Source organism: Pseudoalteromonas translucida KMM 520, from assembly GCF_001465295.1.
Taxonomy (GTDB): Bacteria; Pseudomonadota; Gammaproteobacteria; order Enterobacterales; family Alteromonadaceae; genus Pseudoalteromonas; species Pseudoalteromonas translucida.
Genome location: NZ_CP011034.1, coordinates 2131567 through 2147588 on the forward strand (window position 1 = coordinate 2131567; position 16022 = coordinate 2147588).

General features: G+C 40.8%; 10 protein-coding genes and 10 tRNA genes. 3 read left to right on the forward strand and 17 right to left on the reverse strand.

Going from position 1 to position 16022, the window contains the following annotated elements; genetic code table 11:
• Positions 1 to 112: 112 nt before the first annotated feature.
• The 4 genes from PTRA_RS09860 to PTRA_RS09875 form a co-directional block, all read right to left on the reverse strand.
• On the reverse strand, positions 113 to 1156 hold the full coding sequence (locus tag PTRA_RS09860; protein ID WP_058373658.1) for an alkaline phosphatase D family protein: 1044 nt from the start codon (positions 1154 to 1156) through the stop codon (positions 113 to 115).
• Positions 1153 to 2292, reverse strand: a complete 1140-nt coding sequence (locus PTRA_RS09865) for an alkaline phosphatase family protein (protein WP_058373659.1) — start codon at positions 2290 to 2292, stop codon at positions 1153 to 1155. The genes PTRA_RS09860 and PTRA_RS09865 overlap by 4 nt, the downstream gene beginning before the upstream one ends.
• Positions 2293 to 2361: 69 nt before the next feature.
• On the reverse strand, positions 2362 to 4731 hold the full coding sequence (locus PTRA_RS09870; RefSeq protein WP_058373660.1) for a TonB-dependent receptor domain-containing protein: 2370 nt from the start codon (positions 4729 to 4731) through the stop codon (positions 2362 to 2364).
• Positions 4732 to 5266: 535 nt separating this feature from the next.
• On the reverse strand, positions 5267 to 6310 hold the full coding sequence (locus tag PTRA_RS09875) for an alkene reductase (RefSeq protein WP_058373661.1): 1044 nt from the start codon (positions 6308 to 6310) through the stop codon (positions 5267 to 5269).
• Positions 6311 to 6568: 258 nt separating this feature from the next.
• On the opposite strand from PTRA_RS09875, the gene PTRA_RS09880 reads away from it, so the two are divergent.
• The 3 genes from PTRA_RS09880 to PTRA_RS09890 all read left to right on the forward strand — a co-directional run bounded on the left by PTRA_RS09880 (position 6569) and on the right by PTRA_RS09890 (position 11586).
• A complete protein-coding gene (locus PTRA_RS09880; protein ID WP_058373662.1) occupies positions 6569 to 6958 on the forward strand; it encodes a DUF2750 domain-containing protein in 390 nt (129 codons plus the stop codon).
• 361 nt (positions 6959 to 7319) lie between these two features.
• Positions 7320 to 8294, forward strand: coding sequence for a c-type cytochrome (locus PTRA_RS09885; protein ID WP_058373663.1), 975 nt, complete (start codon positions 7320 to 7322; stop codon positions 8292 to 8294).
• 607 nt (positions 8295 to 8901) lie between these two features.
• Complete coding sequence (locus PTRA_RS09890; protein ID WP_058373664.1) at positions 8902 to 11586, forward strand: CHASE domain-containing protein; 2685 nt, start codon at positions 8902 to 8904, stop codon at positions 11584 to 11586.
• 140 nt (positions 11587 to 11726) lie between these two features.
• Here PTRA_RS09890 and PTRA_RS09895 read toward each other — a convergent pair.
• The 13 genes from PTRA_RS09895 to pal form a co-directional block, all read right to left on the reverse strand.
• Positions 11727 to 11816 (reverse strand) — tRNA-Ser (locus PTRA_RS09895).
• A gap of 204 nt (positions 11817 to 12020) precedes the next feature.
• Complete coding sequence (gene nadA, locus PTRA_RS09900) at positions 12021 to 13061, reverse strand: quinolinate synthase NadA (protein WP_058373665.1); 1041 nt, start codon at positions 13059 to 13061, stop codon at positions 12021 to 12023.
• 147 nt (positions 13062 to 13208) lie between these two features.
• Positions 13209 to 13284 (reverse strand) — tRNA-Lys (locus tag PTRA_RS09905).
• A gap of 84 nt (positions 13285 to 13368) precedes the next feature.
• A tRNA-Lys gene (locus PTRA_RS09910) sits at positions 13369 to 13444 on the reverse strand.
• An 84-nt stretch (positions 13445 to 13528) separates the two neighbouring features.
• A tRNA-Lys gene (locus PTRA_RS09915) sits at positions 13529 to 13604 on the reverse strand.
• Between the two features lie 84 nt (positions 13605 to 13688).
• Positions 13689 to 13764, reverse strand: a tRNA-Lys gene (locus PTRA_RS09920).
• A gap of 84 nt (positions 13765 to 13848) precedes the next feature.
• Positions 13849 to 13924: transfer RNA gene (locus PTRA_RS09925), tRNA-Lys, on the reverse strand.
• A gap of 71 nt (positions 13925 to 13995) precedes the next feature.
• Positions 13996 to 14071 (reverse strand) — tRNA-Lys (locus PTRA_RS09930).
• 85 nt (positions 14072 to 14156) lie between these two features.
• Positions 14157 to 14232, reverse strand: a tRNA-Lys gene (locus PTRA_RS09935).
• Positions 14233 to 14303: 71 nt separating this feature from the next.
• Positions 14304 to 14379, reverse strand: a tRNA-Lys gene (locus PTRA_RS09940).
• Positions 14380 to 14457: 78 nt separating this feature from the next.
• Positions 14458 to 14533, reverse strand: a tRNA-Lys gene (locus PTRA_RS09945).
• Between the two features lie 179 nt (positions 14534 to 14712).
• Positions 14713 to 15459, reverse strand: coding sequence for a tol-pal system protein YbgF (ybgF, locus tag PTRA_RS09950; protein ID WP_058373666.1), 747 nt, complete (start codon positions 15457 to 15459; stop codon positions 14713 to 14715).
• Positions 15460 to 15472: 13 nt separating this feature from the next.
• Positions 15473 to 16015, reverse strand: coding sequence for a peptidoglycan-associated lipoprotein Pal (gene pal / locus PTRA_RS09955; protein WP_011328542.1), 543 nt, complete (start codon positions 16013 to 16015; stop codon positions 15473 to 15475).
• Positions 16016 to 16022 lie beyond the last annotated feature (7 nt).

The following is a 16022-nucleotide window of genomic DNA, read 5'->3' on the forward strand; positions in this document are numbered from 1 at the left end:
CAATTACAGGGGTAGCGATTAGCGCAAATTGGCTTTAATAAATCAGCGGGTTAGTTAAATTTTATACGCACAGTAGTGATGCTATCTACTGTGCGTTTTATAAGGGCAATTATTAATAAGGGCTAATGCTTGAGAGTTTAAACTGACTTTGCATTATTGCTTTACCATCAATATCTTTGAGCTGTAATGAAATTGACGGGTCGGCTTGCTGCCAGTCTATGCTTAAATCGCCGTAATTAACTTGGTGGGTAAAATCCCCTACTCGGTGTATGTTAGGGCTTACGTCTTTCCATTTTTCGGTTAGGCCAGAGCTGGTCATTTCTATTAGTGGGTAGTCAAGGTTGTGCTTATACTGTGAAATTTCGCCCCAGTGGGTATCGCCGCTAATAATAACTACGCCATTTACTTTATGCTTTTTGATCAGCGCAAATAAACGCTTTCTATCCTCGGGAAAGTTAGCCCACGACTCCCATCCAGTAAAATCGGGAAGTAGCTGTAAGCTTGAGGCAATAAGCTTTATAGCCGCGGGCTTTTTAAGCTCTTGTTCAAGCCATTGCCACTGCGCCTCACCAAGCATTGACGCGTCTTTAACATTACTTGAGCTATACGGACCTTGATTATTTAGTTTACGCTTAGTGGCGTACTCCAACTTACTTACTGTGTTTAGCGCATCTCGGTTCCAGCGCAAATCTGGCATAATCACCTGCACAATTTGCTCACCTTCACCATACATATACGAGGTATAAATACCATCGGGGCGAGTGCGTCGTGGTGAGTTTGCAGGTTCTTGCCAAAAATCGAGCATAATTTGCCGCGACTCTTCTTTATGCGGATACTTTTTACCGGCATCGTTTTGGCCATAATCGTGGTCATCCCACATAGCTATAATAGGCGTTTGCGCTTTTAGTATTTTAAAACCGGGCTTTGCCCCTAAGCGCTGATATTTATCGGCAAGTACGCTCATATTATTGGTATCGCCATAAATATTGTCACCTAAAAATATAAATAAATCGCTCTGCTCTTTGTTTATGGCATCGAATATAGGGATGTTTTTATCTTGATGCCCGCACGAGCCAAATAATATTTTAGAGGGAGCACTCAAAGCACTAAAGCTAACAAGCAAGTTGGTTAATACTACCGCGGTTATTATTTTCATTTTAAAATCTCATTAATAGCCGGTGCCATATTGGCATTTATTTGCTTTGGGTTTTGCCCAAGCGCCTTTAACACTGTTGCGGCAATTTGCGTTTGTTTAAGCTCAGTAGTTGTTTTAACTAAGCCTTGGCCTTTTATGGCAGGGCCAATAGCGGCAAGCCAAATATGTTCGGAGCCTATAATTCCTTCGGGAAACTTATTTTCGCCTAAATGCAGTGCTGCTAAGGCGCGTTTTGAACTGTGATGTTGCCAGTCGCTTGCGTTACTACCACGGCCATGATCTGTGGTAATAATGAGGGTGGTGTTATTTTTATACCCCGGTGTTGTTTGAATGGTATTCCATAAATCAGCTATAAATGCATCACTTTGTTTTGCCGACTTTAAATACGCGTGGTAGTCACCATCGTGGGCAAAGTCATCGGTCTCCCCTAAACTTATTACTAATAATTTTGGCTTCTTAGCTAACATATACGCCTTAGCAAACCGATAAGTAAAACTGTCTAATCGTACATTGCTCCAAGGGCTCGGAATTTCATTTTGCATGGCATTTAAAAGTGGCGCATTTTCAAATAAATCCTCCTCAATTGGCATAAATCCGGCGTTAACATATACCTTACTGCGCTCTGTATTAAGTATTGCAGGAAATACATCCCAACTACCAAATAAGGCGGTATTATTTTTAAATGCGGGTTGGCGCTCCAAACGCTCTAATATAGTGTGATTTGGGTTAGGAATTTTATTGTTACTATTAATACCTTCATCCACCTCACCGCTAAGTATTTCGTTATAACCGGGATACGAAAAATACCACGGGTTACTTACCGACATATTAGAGCCCTGCTCTCTATTACCCATTATTACCCCTTGCTTAGCCACAATCTGGGTAATAAACGGCATCAGCAGTTGTTGGCGTTTTGCAGGGCTGTTATGCCAAAACTCTGTATTTAGCTGCTCTGGTTTCTTAACAAAATCGGAATTATTAATAAGATTTTTATCTGCACCACTAAACACCTCTTGCCAGCGCACACCGTCAAGCGTTACCAACACGACATTTTGTGTCGTTTTTTGTACTGCCGCTGCAAAGTCGCTTGCTAGGGCAATTAAACTAAATGCACTTACTTTTAAAATCGTTTTCATATTGTTATCGGCCTATTTTTATAACAAAAAGCCCATTAATAATGGGCTTAAAATAATTTACATTACGACTTAAAAATCTGCAGTAAAGGTAACCGCAGCAGTACGAGGCGCACCAATAAAGTAAGTAGCCCCATTACCTGTGCCACCTGCGAGGTAGCTTTTATCAGTTATGTTATAAACCACGAACGAGAGATCAATGGCTTTAAATGGCCCTGCATCTACATCGGTAGAGTAACCGGCATTAAAGTCGAGTACCGTGTAGCCATCTACTTTATTGCGTGCTCGCGTGTCTTCGTCTTGCCATGCACCTAAACGCTCACCTGTGTATTTAGCCGACAAACCAACACGAAAGCCGTCACTAAAGTAATCGGTAGATACAACAAATAAATCTTCCGATGTATCTATTAAACTATCGCCTTTTTTAAAGCTCGGCGCTGCAGTGTTGCCATCGTTATCTTGTAGTAATACACCTTGTGAGTCATATGCATTTGGATCATCAGACGAATATTCAGAGCTGCTATTGGTATACGACGAATAAACACTCCAACTTGGTGTGAGCATATAACTTGCAGAAAGCTCTAGCCCCTTAGAATCGATGCCCCCTACATTTATGTATGACCCATTAGTGCCAATAGTGTAGTCAATTCCGCCTGAATCACTGCCAGGTGCAATAAAGGTAATGCGGTTATCAAACTTAACGCTGTAGGCCGTTGCGCTTAGCGTTAATTTATCGGCTTGGTAGCGTACCCCAAAATCAATGTTTTTTGCTGTTTCTGGTTCTATTTCAGTCAGTGTTGAACTGTCGCGCTCTAGCACTCCGTCTTTAATTGCAGCAAAGTTTTCGCTGTAACTTGCAAATAATTCGGTATCGTTATTTAACTGATACAGCGCGCCACCACTAAATAACACATCAGAGTCGCTGTCTACTTTATCAGAGCTTTCGTTAGCAAAGTGGTCGTACTTTTGTAACTCAACTAAATACTGTTTAGCGCCAATATTTAAGGTTAAATCGCCTAAGTTAATAGAGTCTTGGATGTACCATTTGAACGTATCTGTATCAAAGGTATTTTTGTACTGAGTCCAGTAAGGGGTGTTTTCAAAATGATGAAAAATACGTGCATCAATTACTTTGTGCCAATCACGCGACTCTTCTCGCTCGCTTTGCTCATACCAAAAACCAGCCTCAATATCGTGATCACCAAACGTTGCTTGGTAGTTAGCGGTTACGCCTAAACGATCTTTTTTGTAATGAGTATGACGATAAGACATAACGGGCGTTGCTGTATCGTCGTAACACGCCGGATTTAAACCAGGCCCCGACTCCCACGGCCAATTTAAGCTTGCTGTACAACCTGGGTTAGGTGCAAGCGGGTTACCCTCGCTATCAGCAAAGCCATACGAGCCAGCATTAGTACCGCCTTGTGTTGTTGGCTCGCCGTTTTCATCTACTGGGGTTGTTAAATAAGGTGGGATCCAGTCACCACGCCCCGAGTTTTTATGATAATAAGGGCTAATCGTTAATAGTGATGTGGGCGAAATTGCATATTCAAATTTTAAATAACCTAAGGTGTTTTCACGCAGCGTGCCCCAACCTTCGGCAAACATTTGATCAAAGTGCGGAACCCCTGTCCAGTTCCACGTTAATTGATCCCAATTGGGTGTTTGCTCAAATTGCTCAATACTCACGCTGTTGTAGTTAGTTTCGCTAACATCGTCGTAAGATAAGCGTCCGGTTAGGGTTAAATCGTTAAAATTAGATACAAACTTAAGCTCAGCATGTTGGTTGTCTTTACCGCCATTACTTCCCGAGCCAATCCAACGGCTAGTGTCGGTTTGCGAGTAGCTTACGTATGCTTGGGTATTATCAAAAACAGTGCCTGTTTCGTGCTTAATATAATAACGCGAGGCGTCGTGGCTGCCCGATGTATAGGCAAACGTAGTGCCTTTTTCGAGGCTGGGATCTTTACTTACAAAATTAAATGTACCGCCTAGCGCTTCCAGCGATGCCGATTTAATATCAGACGTACCTTGGCCTACTTCAACTGTAGCCAGGTTTTCGCTGTCCAGAAAACGGTTAGCTTTAGCACCGCCACCGTAATTAGAGCCACCATTGGGTATGCCATCTACTGTCATCCCTAATTGCTGTTGGTTACCGTCAATACTAAAACCACGCATTGTAATTGTGGTAGACCAATCGTCACCACCAAATGCATCACCTTCGTTTATGCTAATACCCGGTAAATTATCAATCACCGACAATATACTTGCTACCGAACTTTGTTGCTCAAGCATTGCAGGCTCAATAACGTTGTTAGCATAGCTGGTAGGCTTAGCGACTACGGTTATTTCCTCTATAGTCTTGTCGTTTGCATAAACAGATGTTGATACAGCCATGGCTATAGCCATGCTCAAAAGCGATTTGTTTTTTAAAGCGTACATTGTTGTCCCGTTTAGTTTTAATTATTAAAAATTAATTATTATGAAAACGGGAGCAGTATAAGTTTTAAACATGACAACTAAGATGAACTTAATTGACATAATGGTTAAACAAATATGGAAGATTTATAGCAGGAATATGTACAAAAAAAGACAACCCAAAAGCAAGCTTATGGGTTGTCTTAAAAATCGTTTTAAATAATTATAAAACTAGGGTCTGTTGACCTTTGCGGATTAAAATTTGTTCAAACTAGGGGCGATTTAATCACGGCGCGAAGGTTTGTAACCTAGTGGGCTTGGGCTAAGTAAAAACCGAGCAAAGCTTCCGCGTCCTGCTCACGCCCATTACCTACATCCATGTAGGCAACAAAGAGTCAATCGCCCCTAGGCAGAACCCTTCGGGCAGCGCATGTTTGGCATTGATGCTACGTTATCGCCTATTTATGGGGGAATAACCACATCACATAGGCTCTGCCTTGCCTAAATACCAAACACGCTGCTGCAAATTTAACCTTGAAAGATCAACAGACCCTAAGAGTTACACCAGCTCGCTAAGCATATCGGCATTGTATTCTACCAGCGGCTGGTTATTACTAATTTTGCTTATGTAATCTGGGTTTGCAATAAGTGGGCGACCAATGGCAATTAAGTCAAACTTAGCGTCGTTAATCGCCTCTTTTGCAGTTTCAAAACTATAACTACCCACACCTACTAACGTACCTTTGTAGCCCGCGCGTAAAAATTCAGAGGTATTTTTGCCTTCAAGCGAGTCAAAACGCATGCTGTCGTCAAAAATTCCACCATGTAAATAGGCTAAGTCTCGCTTTTCAAGCTCAGCTAACAAATAATCAAATACGGCTTTATCACGGCTATCCTCGGTCATATTAAAATAAGCACCCGGCGTTACACGAATAGCGGTACGTTCGCTTCCAACGGCAGCAATAACAGCATCGGTTACTTCAAGCGCAAAACGCGCCATGTTCTCAGGTGTTTGGCCGTATTCATCATTGCGCTCATTTGCTGCATAATGTAAAAATTGGTCAATTAAATAACCGTTAGCACCGTGAATTTCTATGCCATCGAAACCTGCTTCTATTGCGTTTTCGGCTGCTTTTGCGTAATCGGCTACTAAGCTTTTAATATCATCTGTGGTTGCCGCTTTTGGCGTAATGTAAGTAAGCTCACGCATGCGCGGAACAGTCCCTTCTACACCAATTGCTGATGGCGCAAGTACATCGCCATCAAAAAAGTGTGGGTGAGCAACACGGCCAACATGCCAAAGCTGGGCAAATATTTTGCCGCCATTGGTATGTACTGCGTCGGTTACTTTTTTCCAGCCCTGAATTTGCTCACTGGTAAATAAACCCGGCGTATTAGGATAACCTTGCCCGTCTGGGCGAATAATTGTCGCTTCGCTAATAATTAACCCTGTATCTGCACGGCGCGCGTAGTAGTCAACCATAGCTTGGGTTGGCACTAGGTTATCATCAGCCATACTGCGCGTTAATGGCGCCATTAATATACGGTTTTTAAGTTCAATAGTGCTGTTTAATTTATACGGGACAAGTAAATCAATCGACATTGTGGATCCTTTGTGTGGGAATAGCTAAGCACTAAATGCTCAACCTAAATAGCAAGTATGGTGTGTAAATGCGGCCATTTGATAAACATTCAAGGGTATTTTTGAATGGTCGCTCAAATTAATAATAAAACTTATACTTACAGAGCCGTAAATTAGATCTATATGCGGTAAATTAAATAATAACTTTTCACCACACTGTCATATAACTCGATATACTTACACTTAATACCCAAGCCAAAAACTTAGAGTAAGCAAATTATGACTACAGCAAATAACACAGAACAACACGACGTAATTTTAGGCCTTGGTGCCAAAAAACGACTCGCTTTTATGTTCGAAACCACGCAGCAATTTAAACAAGTATGGATTTTAAACGATGACGATGGCTGCGTTATGCTCACCAACGAAGATGACGACTGCGTACCCGTATGGCCAACTCGCGAGTTTGCACAAGCATGGGCCACTGGTGAATGGGAAGGTTGCACCCCAAAAGCCATTCCTACACAAGACTGGTTAAGCCGCTGGACACCAGGATTAGAGGAAGACGACTTACTCATTGCCGTTTTTCCAACCGAAGATGACGATGGTACAATACTGTTTCCGGATGAGTTTGATACACAACTAAAAATGCCAAAGAAAAAATATTAAGCGCCTTTCCCTCTAAACAGTAAAGCCATACTCACAATAATGGCTTTACTGTTTTACATAGGCTCTTTGTAATTACAGCCTTTATTTAATTCTATTTTAATATCAATAAGCTATAAATTTCGCCCAATTAAATCGCCGCTAAATAGCATAATATTGTAACTATTGATGGCTAACACGCCCTATAAATTAAAATAAAATATACATTTTAAATAATTATTAACTATATTATTAAATACAATTAATTATAGTTTTTTTAATAGCTAACTTTTAGCTAAATAACGTCGGCAAAACGATTTAAAGCAATAGGAAAATGGTTTTTCAGGCGTATAATCCACACACTTTTATACCCTAGGGTCAAATTATGTTTAAACTCCGTCATATTATTATTTTAAGCGCTACCTTAGCGCTATTTGCTTGCTCTGAGCCAGCACCTAAACCAACTAAACAAACACCCGCTAAAACCACTGCAGTTGAAAAAGTAGCCAGCCAAAATACAGCTAGCGTTACTGTAAAAACAGTAGCAGAACCACAATCAGATATACAAAAAGCACTCGCTAATGCACCGGTAATTACTAACTTATCAGCAAGCCACCCAAATACGTTATCAACGCCTAATATTAACGATTTAGATAATAGCCCTGAATCTGATTTAATTCGTTACGGGCGTTTATTAGTTATTGATACCTACCGCCAATTACCTGAAAACGTTAATAACAAACTAAATTGTAGCTCTTGCCACCTAAACGAAGGCCGCGTAGCTAACGCAGCCCCTTATGTAGGTATGAACGTAGTTTATCCTAAGTTTCGTAGCCGCAATGCTAAAATAAACACTATTGAAGATCGTATTAATGGCTGTTTTCAACGCTCAATGAACGGCCAACCATTAATAACCGACTCTACACAAATGCAAGCTATGGTCAGCTACATGAACTTTTTATCGCAAGATATAAAAACGAAAGATGACTTAAAAGGTAATAATGGTTTTGTAGCAATTAACAAAGACCTAGAGCCAAACGCAGAAAATGGTAAAGCACTGTATGCACAGCACTGTGCAAGCTGCCATCAAATGGACGCCAAAGGCTTGTACCCTAATGGCACTTACATGTTCCCGGCAGTAGCAGGCGACAACTCATTTAACGACGGCGCAGGCATGGCACGTACCTATACCGCCGCTGCATTTATAAAAGGCAACATGCCACTTGGCCAAGAAGGTATTTTAACTGACCAAGAAGCCGTTGATATAGCCTTTTACTTTAGCCACCTAGCACGCCCAGAATTTGCCGCTAAAGCAAACGATTGGCCTGAAGGTGGCGCACCAAAAGACGTACGCCGTTAATAGTATTAACTACGGTTAAATAATAAGACTTTAAAGCCAGTTGGATTAACCCGCTGGCTTTTTTATTGCCAGAAAAAACTTTTAGGCTTATAACTAACTGCTGAGTTTTTAAATTGATACTTTATCGGAATACAGGCGGTTCAGCCCCGTTGATACGGGGAATACCACCCTAAGACTGGGGTGAGCGCCAGATAGCGGGTATTAATATTGGTGCCCCCTCTGTATATCAGTCTAATAATGTGAAGAAATAGTGATGCATGAGCTTATTCATGCTATGCAACATGCAATCACTACTAACACTTCAAGCTTTCATCTGCCACGCTGATTTAGCGAAGGCAATGCGGTGCATTTAAGCGTGATGAATGTGGCAAGTAGATCGCAGCATAGTGAATATGATCCAACTCGAGTAGTTTCATTTTATGACGAGTATGGCGACCCAAAATGAGTATTATGGATTAGCCTATCAATATTTAGAAGACGCTAATCAACGCTCTAAAGTACTCCCTCTGATGACGGCTTAATATTTCTGTAAACTGTTGTGAAATAAGTGTTATATTTAATTGACTACATTTTTATTGATACATTTACTTAATATAAGGGCATTTTAATGGGCGTAACCCACAGAGCCAATAAAGGGCTGGTATTGCAAGTTGCTATCCAGATAATACTGCTGATCGTGGGTATGTTTTTTAGTTATTCTCAGCATATTCAATATCAAAAACAGCTCGACGAAAAAATAGCGGATGCATTAAATACACGACTCACTTTTTTATCGACTGGTATTAGTAATAGGCTGGATCTTTATAAGTATGGGCTGAGCTCGCTAAGAGGCTTTATCCATGGCGTAGGTATAAATCATTTAAACCACCAAGCAATAGCAAACTATTCGAATAGCCGTGACTATGCGTTGGAGTTTCCTGGGGCGAGTGGTATTGGCTATATTAAACGCGTGTATCCTAATGATGTTAATGACTTTATAAACACAGCAAGAAACGATCGTCCCGATCACAACTTTAATATAAGCGTATTGTCGGCGCATAACGAAGCAAAGTTTGTTATTCAATATCTTTTTCCTGAAAAAAACAACATTTCAGCAATTGGCCTTGATATTGGCTCTGGTAACATGCGCCGAGAGGCTGCATTAGACGCTGCTTTATATAACCGAGCGCAACTGTCAGGCCCCATCACTTTGGTGCAAGCCGATAAGAAAACGCAGCAAGGTTTTTTAATTTTACTACCTGTTTATAATAGTATTGCTGCACCTACAACCCAATCTCAGCGCATTGAAAAACTGGTTGGCTGGACATACTCCCCTCTTTTGATTGACAATATTTTAAAGTCACTTTCTCAGCTTGATGATAATTATTTAACCATTACGGATTTAAATAGCAACGCTGAACTCACTTTTTTTAATTACGGCAATAAAAATGATAGTTCATCATTTATAGCGTCTACCACCACCGATGTGATGGGCCGCACCTGGAAAATAGCCCTTACTGGCTCACATACTTTTATTAAAAGCCTTAATTTACCCAGCACCTATCAAACGTTACTCAATAATATATTAATAATCTTTCTGGTGATGTTATTGGTGCTCGCTTTACAGTTGTTTTTTTATCGCAAAGGCCAACAAACAAAAATTAAAATAGCTATGGCAAAAAAACATGAACTTGCACTCGAGCATGCTAATTCTAAGTTAGAAACCGAGGTTAAATTGCGCACCCAGCAAATTGCCGATATAAGCACCTTGCAACGCAGCATTTTACACAGCGCTAGCTACACAATTATTGCTACCGATAAAAATGGGGTCATTACCGCATTTAACCCCGCTGCTGAAAAGTTATTAGGCTACACAGCCAGCCAAGTTATTGGCCTTAAAACTCCGGCTATTTTTCACTTAGAAGATGAGGTAGTTGCAAAAGCTAAACAGCTCTCTGTAGAGCTTAATAAACATGTAGAACCAGGCTTTGAGGTGTTTTCAATAAAAGCCACCGCCACTGAGCCTGATATAAACCAATGGACCTACGTTGCAAGTAACGATAAGCACACGCAAGTAAATTTAAGTGTTACCTCGCTACTCAGCGATGTCGGTGAGGTTGTTGGCTTTTTAGGTATATCTTATGATTTAACCCAGCAAATAGTCCACGAGCAGGCACTAGCCCAAGCAAAAGAATTAGCAGAGCAAGCATCTGATGCTAAGTCCGAATTTTTGGCTAATATGAGCCATGAAATTCGCACTCCTATGAATGGTTTATTTGGTACCTTACAATTACTGCAAGAACAGCCACTGAGTGATGTAAGCAAAAATTATTTAGACAAAGCACTGTATTCAACCAAAGCGCTAATCACTATTATTAACGATATTCTTGATTTTTCTAAAATTGAAGCTGGTAAACTGTTACTTGATAATAGCACTTTTGAGTTTGAGGAATTAATTCATCATTTAGAATCAGATTTAGCTATTCCGGCAACTGAAAAAGGCATTTATTTACGCTTTAACTCCCATCTTAAACATAAATATTGGCGCGGCGATGCGGTGAGAATAAGGCAGGTTTTTCTTAATTTAATCTCCAATGCAATTAAATTCACTCGCGAGGGTGGCGTTAGCGTTGAAATAAGTGTCACTGATGACAATAAAGTGTGCTTTGTTATTTTAGACACTGGCATTGGTATTCCAGAACAAGATATCCCCCGTTTATTTGAACGCTTTGAACAGGCTGAGAAATCAACTACTCGTGAGTTTGGAGGCACTGGCCTTGGCCTGCCAATTACTAAGTCGTTAATAAGCTTAATGAACGGCGAAGTTAAAGTAACCAGTCAATTAGGAGTAGGCAGTCAATTTACAGTTTACTTACCACTTAAAAAGGCAAACATAAAACCAAGCAATGTTGATGCTAAAAGCCTTGTTTTGCCTGACTTAACCAATAAAACAATTTTAATAGCTGAAGACAACCCCATTAATCAACTTGTTGCTAGCGCTATGATAAAACCAAGCAACGCAAACATTGTTATAGCTAACAATGGATTAGAAGCAATTGAATTATATGAATCACTACTGCCCGATTTAATATTAATGGATATTCAAATGCCTAAAATGGATGGTATGCAAGCGTGTAAACACATTAAAAAAATTAACAGCGAGCAAATTATTATAGCGCTAACAGCCAATGTGCTTAGCGAGCAAAAGCAACTCTACAAGCAACTGTTTGATGGCTACCTTTCTAAACCCATCGAAAAACAAAAGTTAGTAAACGTACTAAACAGACTCGCTATCGATAAGTTGGTTTTGTAATTTCCTGGGTATACTACCAGGTATGCTAAAAATCTGCGCTTGGGTGAAACAGCATGGGACGAGGTGATACGCTAAGTTATTGATTTTACTTTGTTGTAGGCACAAAAAAGGACGTCATAAGACGTCCTGATATTGAATAATGGTGGAGGGAGAGGGATTCGAACCCTCGTTAGGGATTAACCTAAACACACTTTCCAGGCGTGCGCCTTCAGCCACTCAGCCATCCCTCCACGGCGTTGCTACATACTAGGTAGTGCAACAAGCGCGCTATAGTATGAAATAGCTGCCATAGGTGCAAGGCATTTTTAGTCTTGAGCTTTTAACTGCTCACTTATCATTCATATTTTTTATTTTGCGCACAAAAAGCGGCTATGCGGGTGGCATAACCGTTTTTTAAGCGCTAACTTAACGTGCGTTTTTAATGTTCGTTAATTTTACTTTGCCATTGTGGCGGTAAAGTCGAGCATGCGGTTAAGTGATTTAAGTGCGCCTTCGCGTAAGTCCATGTCAACAAACACTTCTTTACCTTTAGGGTCTATCAGAGCTTCTTCAATCGCTTTTAAGCCGTTCATTGCCATCCAAGGGCAATGCGCACATGTTTTACATGAAGCGCCTTCACCGGCTGTTGGAGCAGCAAAGAATTCTTTATCTGGGCATAGTTGCTGCATTTTATAAAAAATACCGCGGTCAGTAGCTACAATAAACTTTTTGTTGCTCATTGTTTGCGCTGCTTTGATTAACTGGCTGGTTGAACCAACCGCATCAGCAAGGGCAACAATTTCCTCTGGCGACTCTGGGTGTACTAGTACGCCTGCATCGGGATGCAGCGCTTTCATATCTTTTAGAGCTTTCGTTTTAAACTCGTCATGAACGATACATGCACCATTCCACATGATCATATCTGCGCCGGTATTCTTTTGAATATAGCTACCTAGGTGCTTATCTGGGCCCCAAATTATTTTTTCACCTAGTTCATCTAAGTGCTCAACAATTTCCAGTGCACACGATGAGGTTACAATCCAATCTGCACGCGCTTTTACTGCGGTAGAGGTATTTGCATACACGACTACTGTGCGGTCGGGGTGTTGATCGCAAAACGCTGAAAATTCATCTACCGGGCAACCTATGTCTAACGAACAAGTCGCTTCGAGCGTTGGCATAACCACGGTTTTGTTAGGCGTTAATATTTTTGCAGTTTCACCCATAAAACGTACACCCGCTACAATGATCATATCGGCATCATGGCGGGTACCAAAACGCGCCATTTCTAGCGAGTCGGCAACGCAGCCGCCGGTTTCTTCAGCAAGTGCTTGTATTTCAGGATCGGTATAGTAATGGGCAACTAATACGGCATTTTTTTCTTGCAGTAGTTGCTTTATACGTGCTTTGTATTCGCCTTGTTCGTTTTGTGTTAACGGTGCTGGCTTAGGAGGGAAAATATAGCCTTCAGGCATAATAGTTTGAGCTAGACTCATGTTCTCGACCACTTCATCTATATTGCATTAATTACGATGAATTATACGAGAATATAAAACTAAATAACAGCTATCTGCACAAGGTGTTTAATAAATAAAAAGTTGAAGTTTTAAAAAGACGCTATTAAGAAGGGATTATCTAGAAAGTGGTGGGGCATGATGGATTTGAACCATCGACCAATTGATTAAAAGTCAACTGCTCTACCAACTGAGCTAATGCCCCACTTTGATAACTAATCAGCAAGGCTGCTAGTTAGTTGATTGCGTAAATCCGCCGACTAATACTTTACTTTCACTGCTCATAGAATGGTGGGGCATGATGGATTTGAACCATCGACCAATTGATTAAAAGTCAACTGCTCTACCAACTGAGCTAATGCCCCACTTTGATAACTAATCAGCAAGGCTGCTAGTTAGTTGATTGCGTAAATCCGCCGACTAATACTTTACTTTCACTGCTCATAGAATGGTGGGGCATGATGGATTTGAACCATCGACCAATTGATTAAAAGTCAACTGCTCTACCAACTGAGCTAATGCCCCACTTTGATAACTAATCAGCAAGGCTGCTAGTTAGTTGATTGCGTAAATCCGCCGACTAATACTTTACTTTCACTGCTCATAGAATGGTGGGGCATGATGGATTTGAACCATCGACCAATTGATTAAAAGTCAACTGCTCTACCAACTGAGCTAATGCCCCACTTTGATAACTAATCAGCAAGGCTGCTAGTTAGTTGATTGCGTAAATCCGCCGACTAATACTTTACTTTCACTGCTCATAGAATGGTGGGGCATGATGGATTTGAACCATCGACCAATTGATTAAAAGTCAACTGCTCTACCAACTGAGCTAATGCCCCGCTCTATGCACTTAATTTAATTAAGCTTGCGTAAATCCGCCGATTCCAGCCATTCTTAATTATGTAAAGAATGGTGGGGCATGATGGATTTGAACCATCGACCAATTGATTAAAAGTCAACTGCTCTACCAACTGAGCTAATGCCCCGCTCTGATAACTAACTAGCAAACCTTGCTGTTTAGTTACTTGCGTAAATCCGCCGACTAATACTTAACTTTCACTGCTCATAGAATGGTGGGGCATGATGGATTTGAACCATCGACCAATTGATTAAAAGTCAACTGCTCTACCAACTGAGCTAATGCCCCGCTCTATGCACTTAATTTAATTAAGCTTGCGTAAATCCGCCGATTCCAGCCATTCTTTAGTATATAAAGAATGGTGGGGCATGATGGATTTGAACCATCGACCAATTGATTAAAAGTCAACTGCTCTACCAACTGAGCTAATGCCCCGCTCTGGGTGCTTAATTTAATAATTAATTAAGCTTACGTAAATCCGCCGATAATAGACCATTATTACTATAAATATAATGGTGGGTCATGATGGATTTGAACCATCGACCAATTGATTAAAAGTCAACTGCTCTACCAACTGAGCTAATGACCCGCTCTATTTTTGTCGCATTTCGAGTGGGGTAACCATTCGTTTGCTGCGGGCGCTTATAATACTTATTTATAAAATGAGTGCAACCGAAATTGTCTCTTTTTTTAAGTTTTTATGCTTAGCTGAACAATTTTAGACCGCTTATGACAAAAAGCAGCCTAATCAAGCCTCTTGTATTAATTTTATAAGCGCTTTGTGGCCAATTTTGCAGCAGTGGTACTTGGATACTGATTAATTAAATCATTCAGTATTTTTTGCGCTTCAGCTGCTAAATTTTGCTCTTGTAGTAAAGTGCCTAACTTTAACATGGCATCTGGGCGCTTATTTGAATTTGGAAATTCATTAACCACCACTTTAAAATGCTCCGTTGCTTTAACTGGGTTATTTTTTATCGTGAGCAACTGCCCAAGCCAATAATGTGCATTTGATGCGTACACAGAATTTGGGTAGGTAGTTAAAAAAGTTTGAAACTCTGGGATCGCCTGATCATAGCGTTTATCTTTCATTATTAACGCAACAGCACGCTCGTATGCTTCGTTTTCAGATAAATCGGCACTGTATGTCTGAGTATCGCTAGCTTGCGTGTAATCAACTGCAGGCGCTGTGGCAGCCGGCTGACTATAAGCTTGGCTTACGCGGTTTTCAATTTCTTGATAAAGCTCGCGCTGACGCTGCAACACTTTTTCTAGCTTATAACTTTGCTCTTCGGTTACACCACGAATTTGGCTTACTTCATCTTGCAATAAATTAAGCTGTTGCTGTAACTCAACTTGTAAAAAGTTACGTTGTTGCATCATGTTCTCTAACGACGCTAAACGCTTTTCAATACTCGATTGTGAACTTGCAGCTTCTGAAACAGGAGCGGGAGCAGCCATTAACTGGGTGCTCCCGCTCAATATCATGGCTGCCAAAATAATTTTCGGCTTCATAATATCTCTTATCTTAGTAAACTAGTACCGCACGGCGGTTTTTAGCGAAAGCTGATTCAGTGCGAGATTTAACCATAGGCTTCTCTTCACCGTAGCTTACCACTGACATTTGGCTTGCAGAAACACCTAAACTTTGTAGGTATTTTTCAACTGCTTGGCCACGGTGCTCACCTAGTGCAATATTGTACTCTGGCGTACCGCGCTCATCTGCGTGGCCTTCAATAAGTACTTTAACAGATGAGTTTTGAACTAAAAACTCAGCGTGTGCGCGTAATAAATCAGCGTACTTGCCTTCAACTGTCGCTTTATCAAAATCAAAGTAAATTACTTGCTCTTGACGAAGTGCTTCGTATTTTTGACGAAGTTGCTCTTCTGCACGTTGCTCTGGCGAAATTGTCGCTACTTCAACTGTATCAGTATTTGTTGATTGCTCAACCATACCCTGATTTGATTGGTTAGCTGCGCCTTCATCTATATCTGAAGATGAGCTACAAGCTGCTAAAGCCATTACTGGCACAGCAATTAGCAGGCCTTTAAGTATTTTATTAAGTTGCATTGAGTAG

Excerpts from the sequence above, each read along its gene's own strand:
- PTRA_RS09860 (WP_058373658.1), bottom strand. The coding sequence starts at position 1,156 with ATGAAAATAATAACCGCGGTAGTATTAACCAACTTGCTTGTTAGCTTT.
- PTRA_RS09865 (WP_058373659.1), bottom strand. The coding sequence starts at position 2,292 with ATGAAAACGATTTTAAAAGTAAGTGCATTTAGTTTAATTGCCCTAGCA.
- PTRA_RS09870 (WP_058373660.1), bottom strand. The coding sequence starts at position 4,731 with ATGTACGCTTTAAAAAACAAATCGCTTTTGAGCATGGCTATAGCCATG.
- PTRA_RS09875 (WP_058373661.1), bottom strand. The coding sequence starts at position 6,310 with ATGTCGATTGATTTACTTGTCCCGTATAAATTAAACAGCACTATTGAA.
- PTRA_RS09880 (WP_058373662.1), top strand. The coding sequence starts at position 6,569 with ATGACTACAGCAAATAACACAGAACAACACGACGTAATTTTAGGCCTT.
- PTRA_RS09885 (WP_058373663.1), top strand. The coding sequence starts at position 7,320 with ATGTTTAAACTCCGTCATATTATTATTTTAAGCGCTACCTTAGCGCTA.
- PTRA_RS09890 (WP_058373664.1), top strand. The coding sequence starts at position 8,902 with ATGGGCGTAACCCACAGAGCCAATAAAGGGCTGGTATTGCAAGTTGCT.
- nadA (WP_058373665.1), bottom strand. The coding sequence starts at position 13,061 with ATGAGTCTAGCTCAAACTATTATGCCTGAAGGCTATATTTTCCCTCCT.
- ybgF (WP_058373666.1), bottom strand. The coding sequence starts at position 15,459 with ATGAAGCCGAAAATTATTTTGGCAGCCATGATATTGAGCGGGAGCACC.
- pal (WP_011328542.1), bottom strand. The coding sequence starts at position 16,015 with ATGCAACTTAATAAAATACTTAAAGGCCTGCTAATTGCTGTGCCAGTA.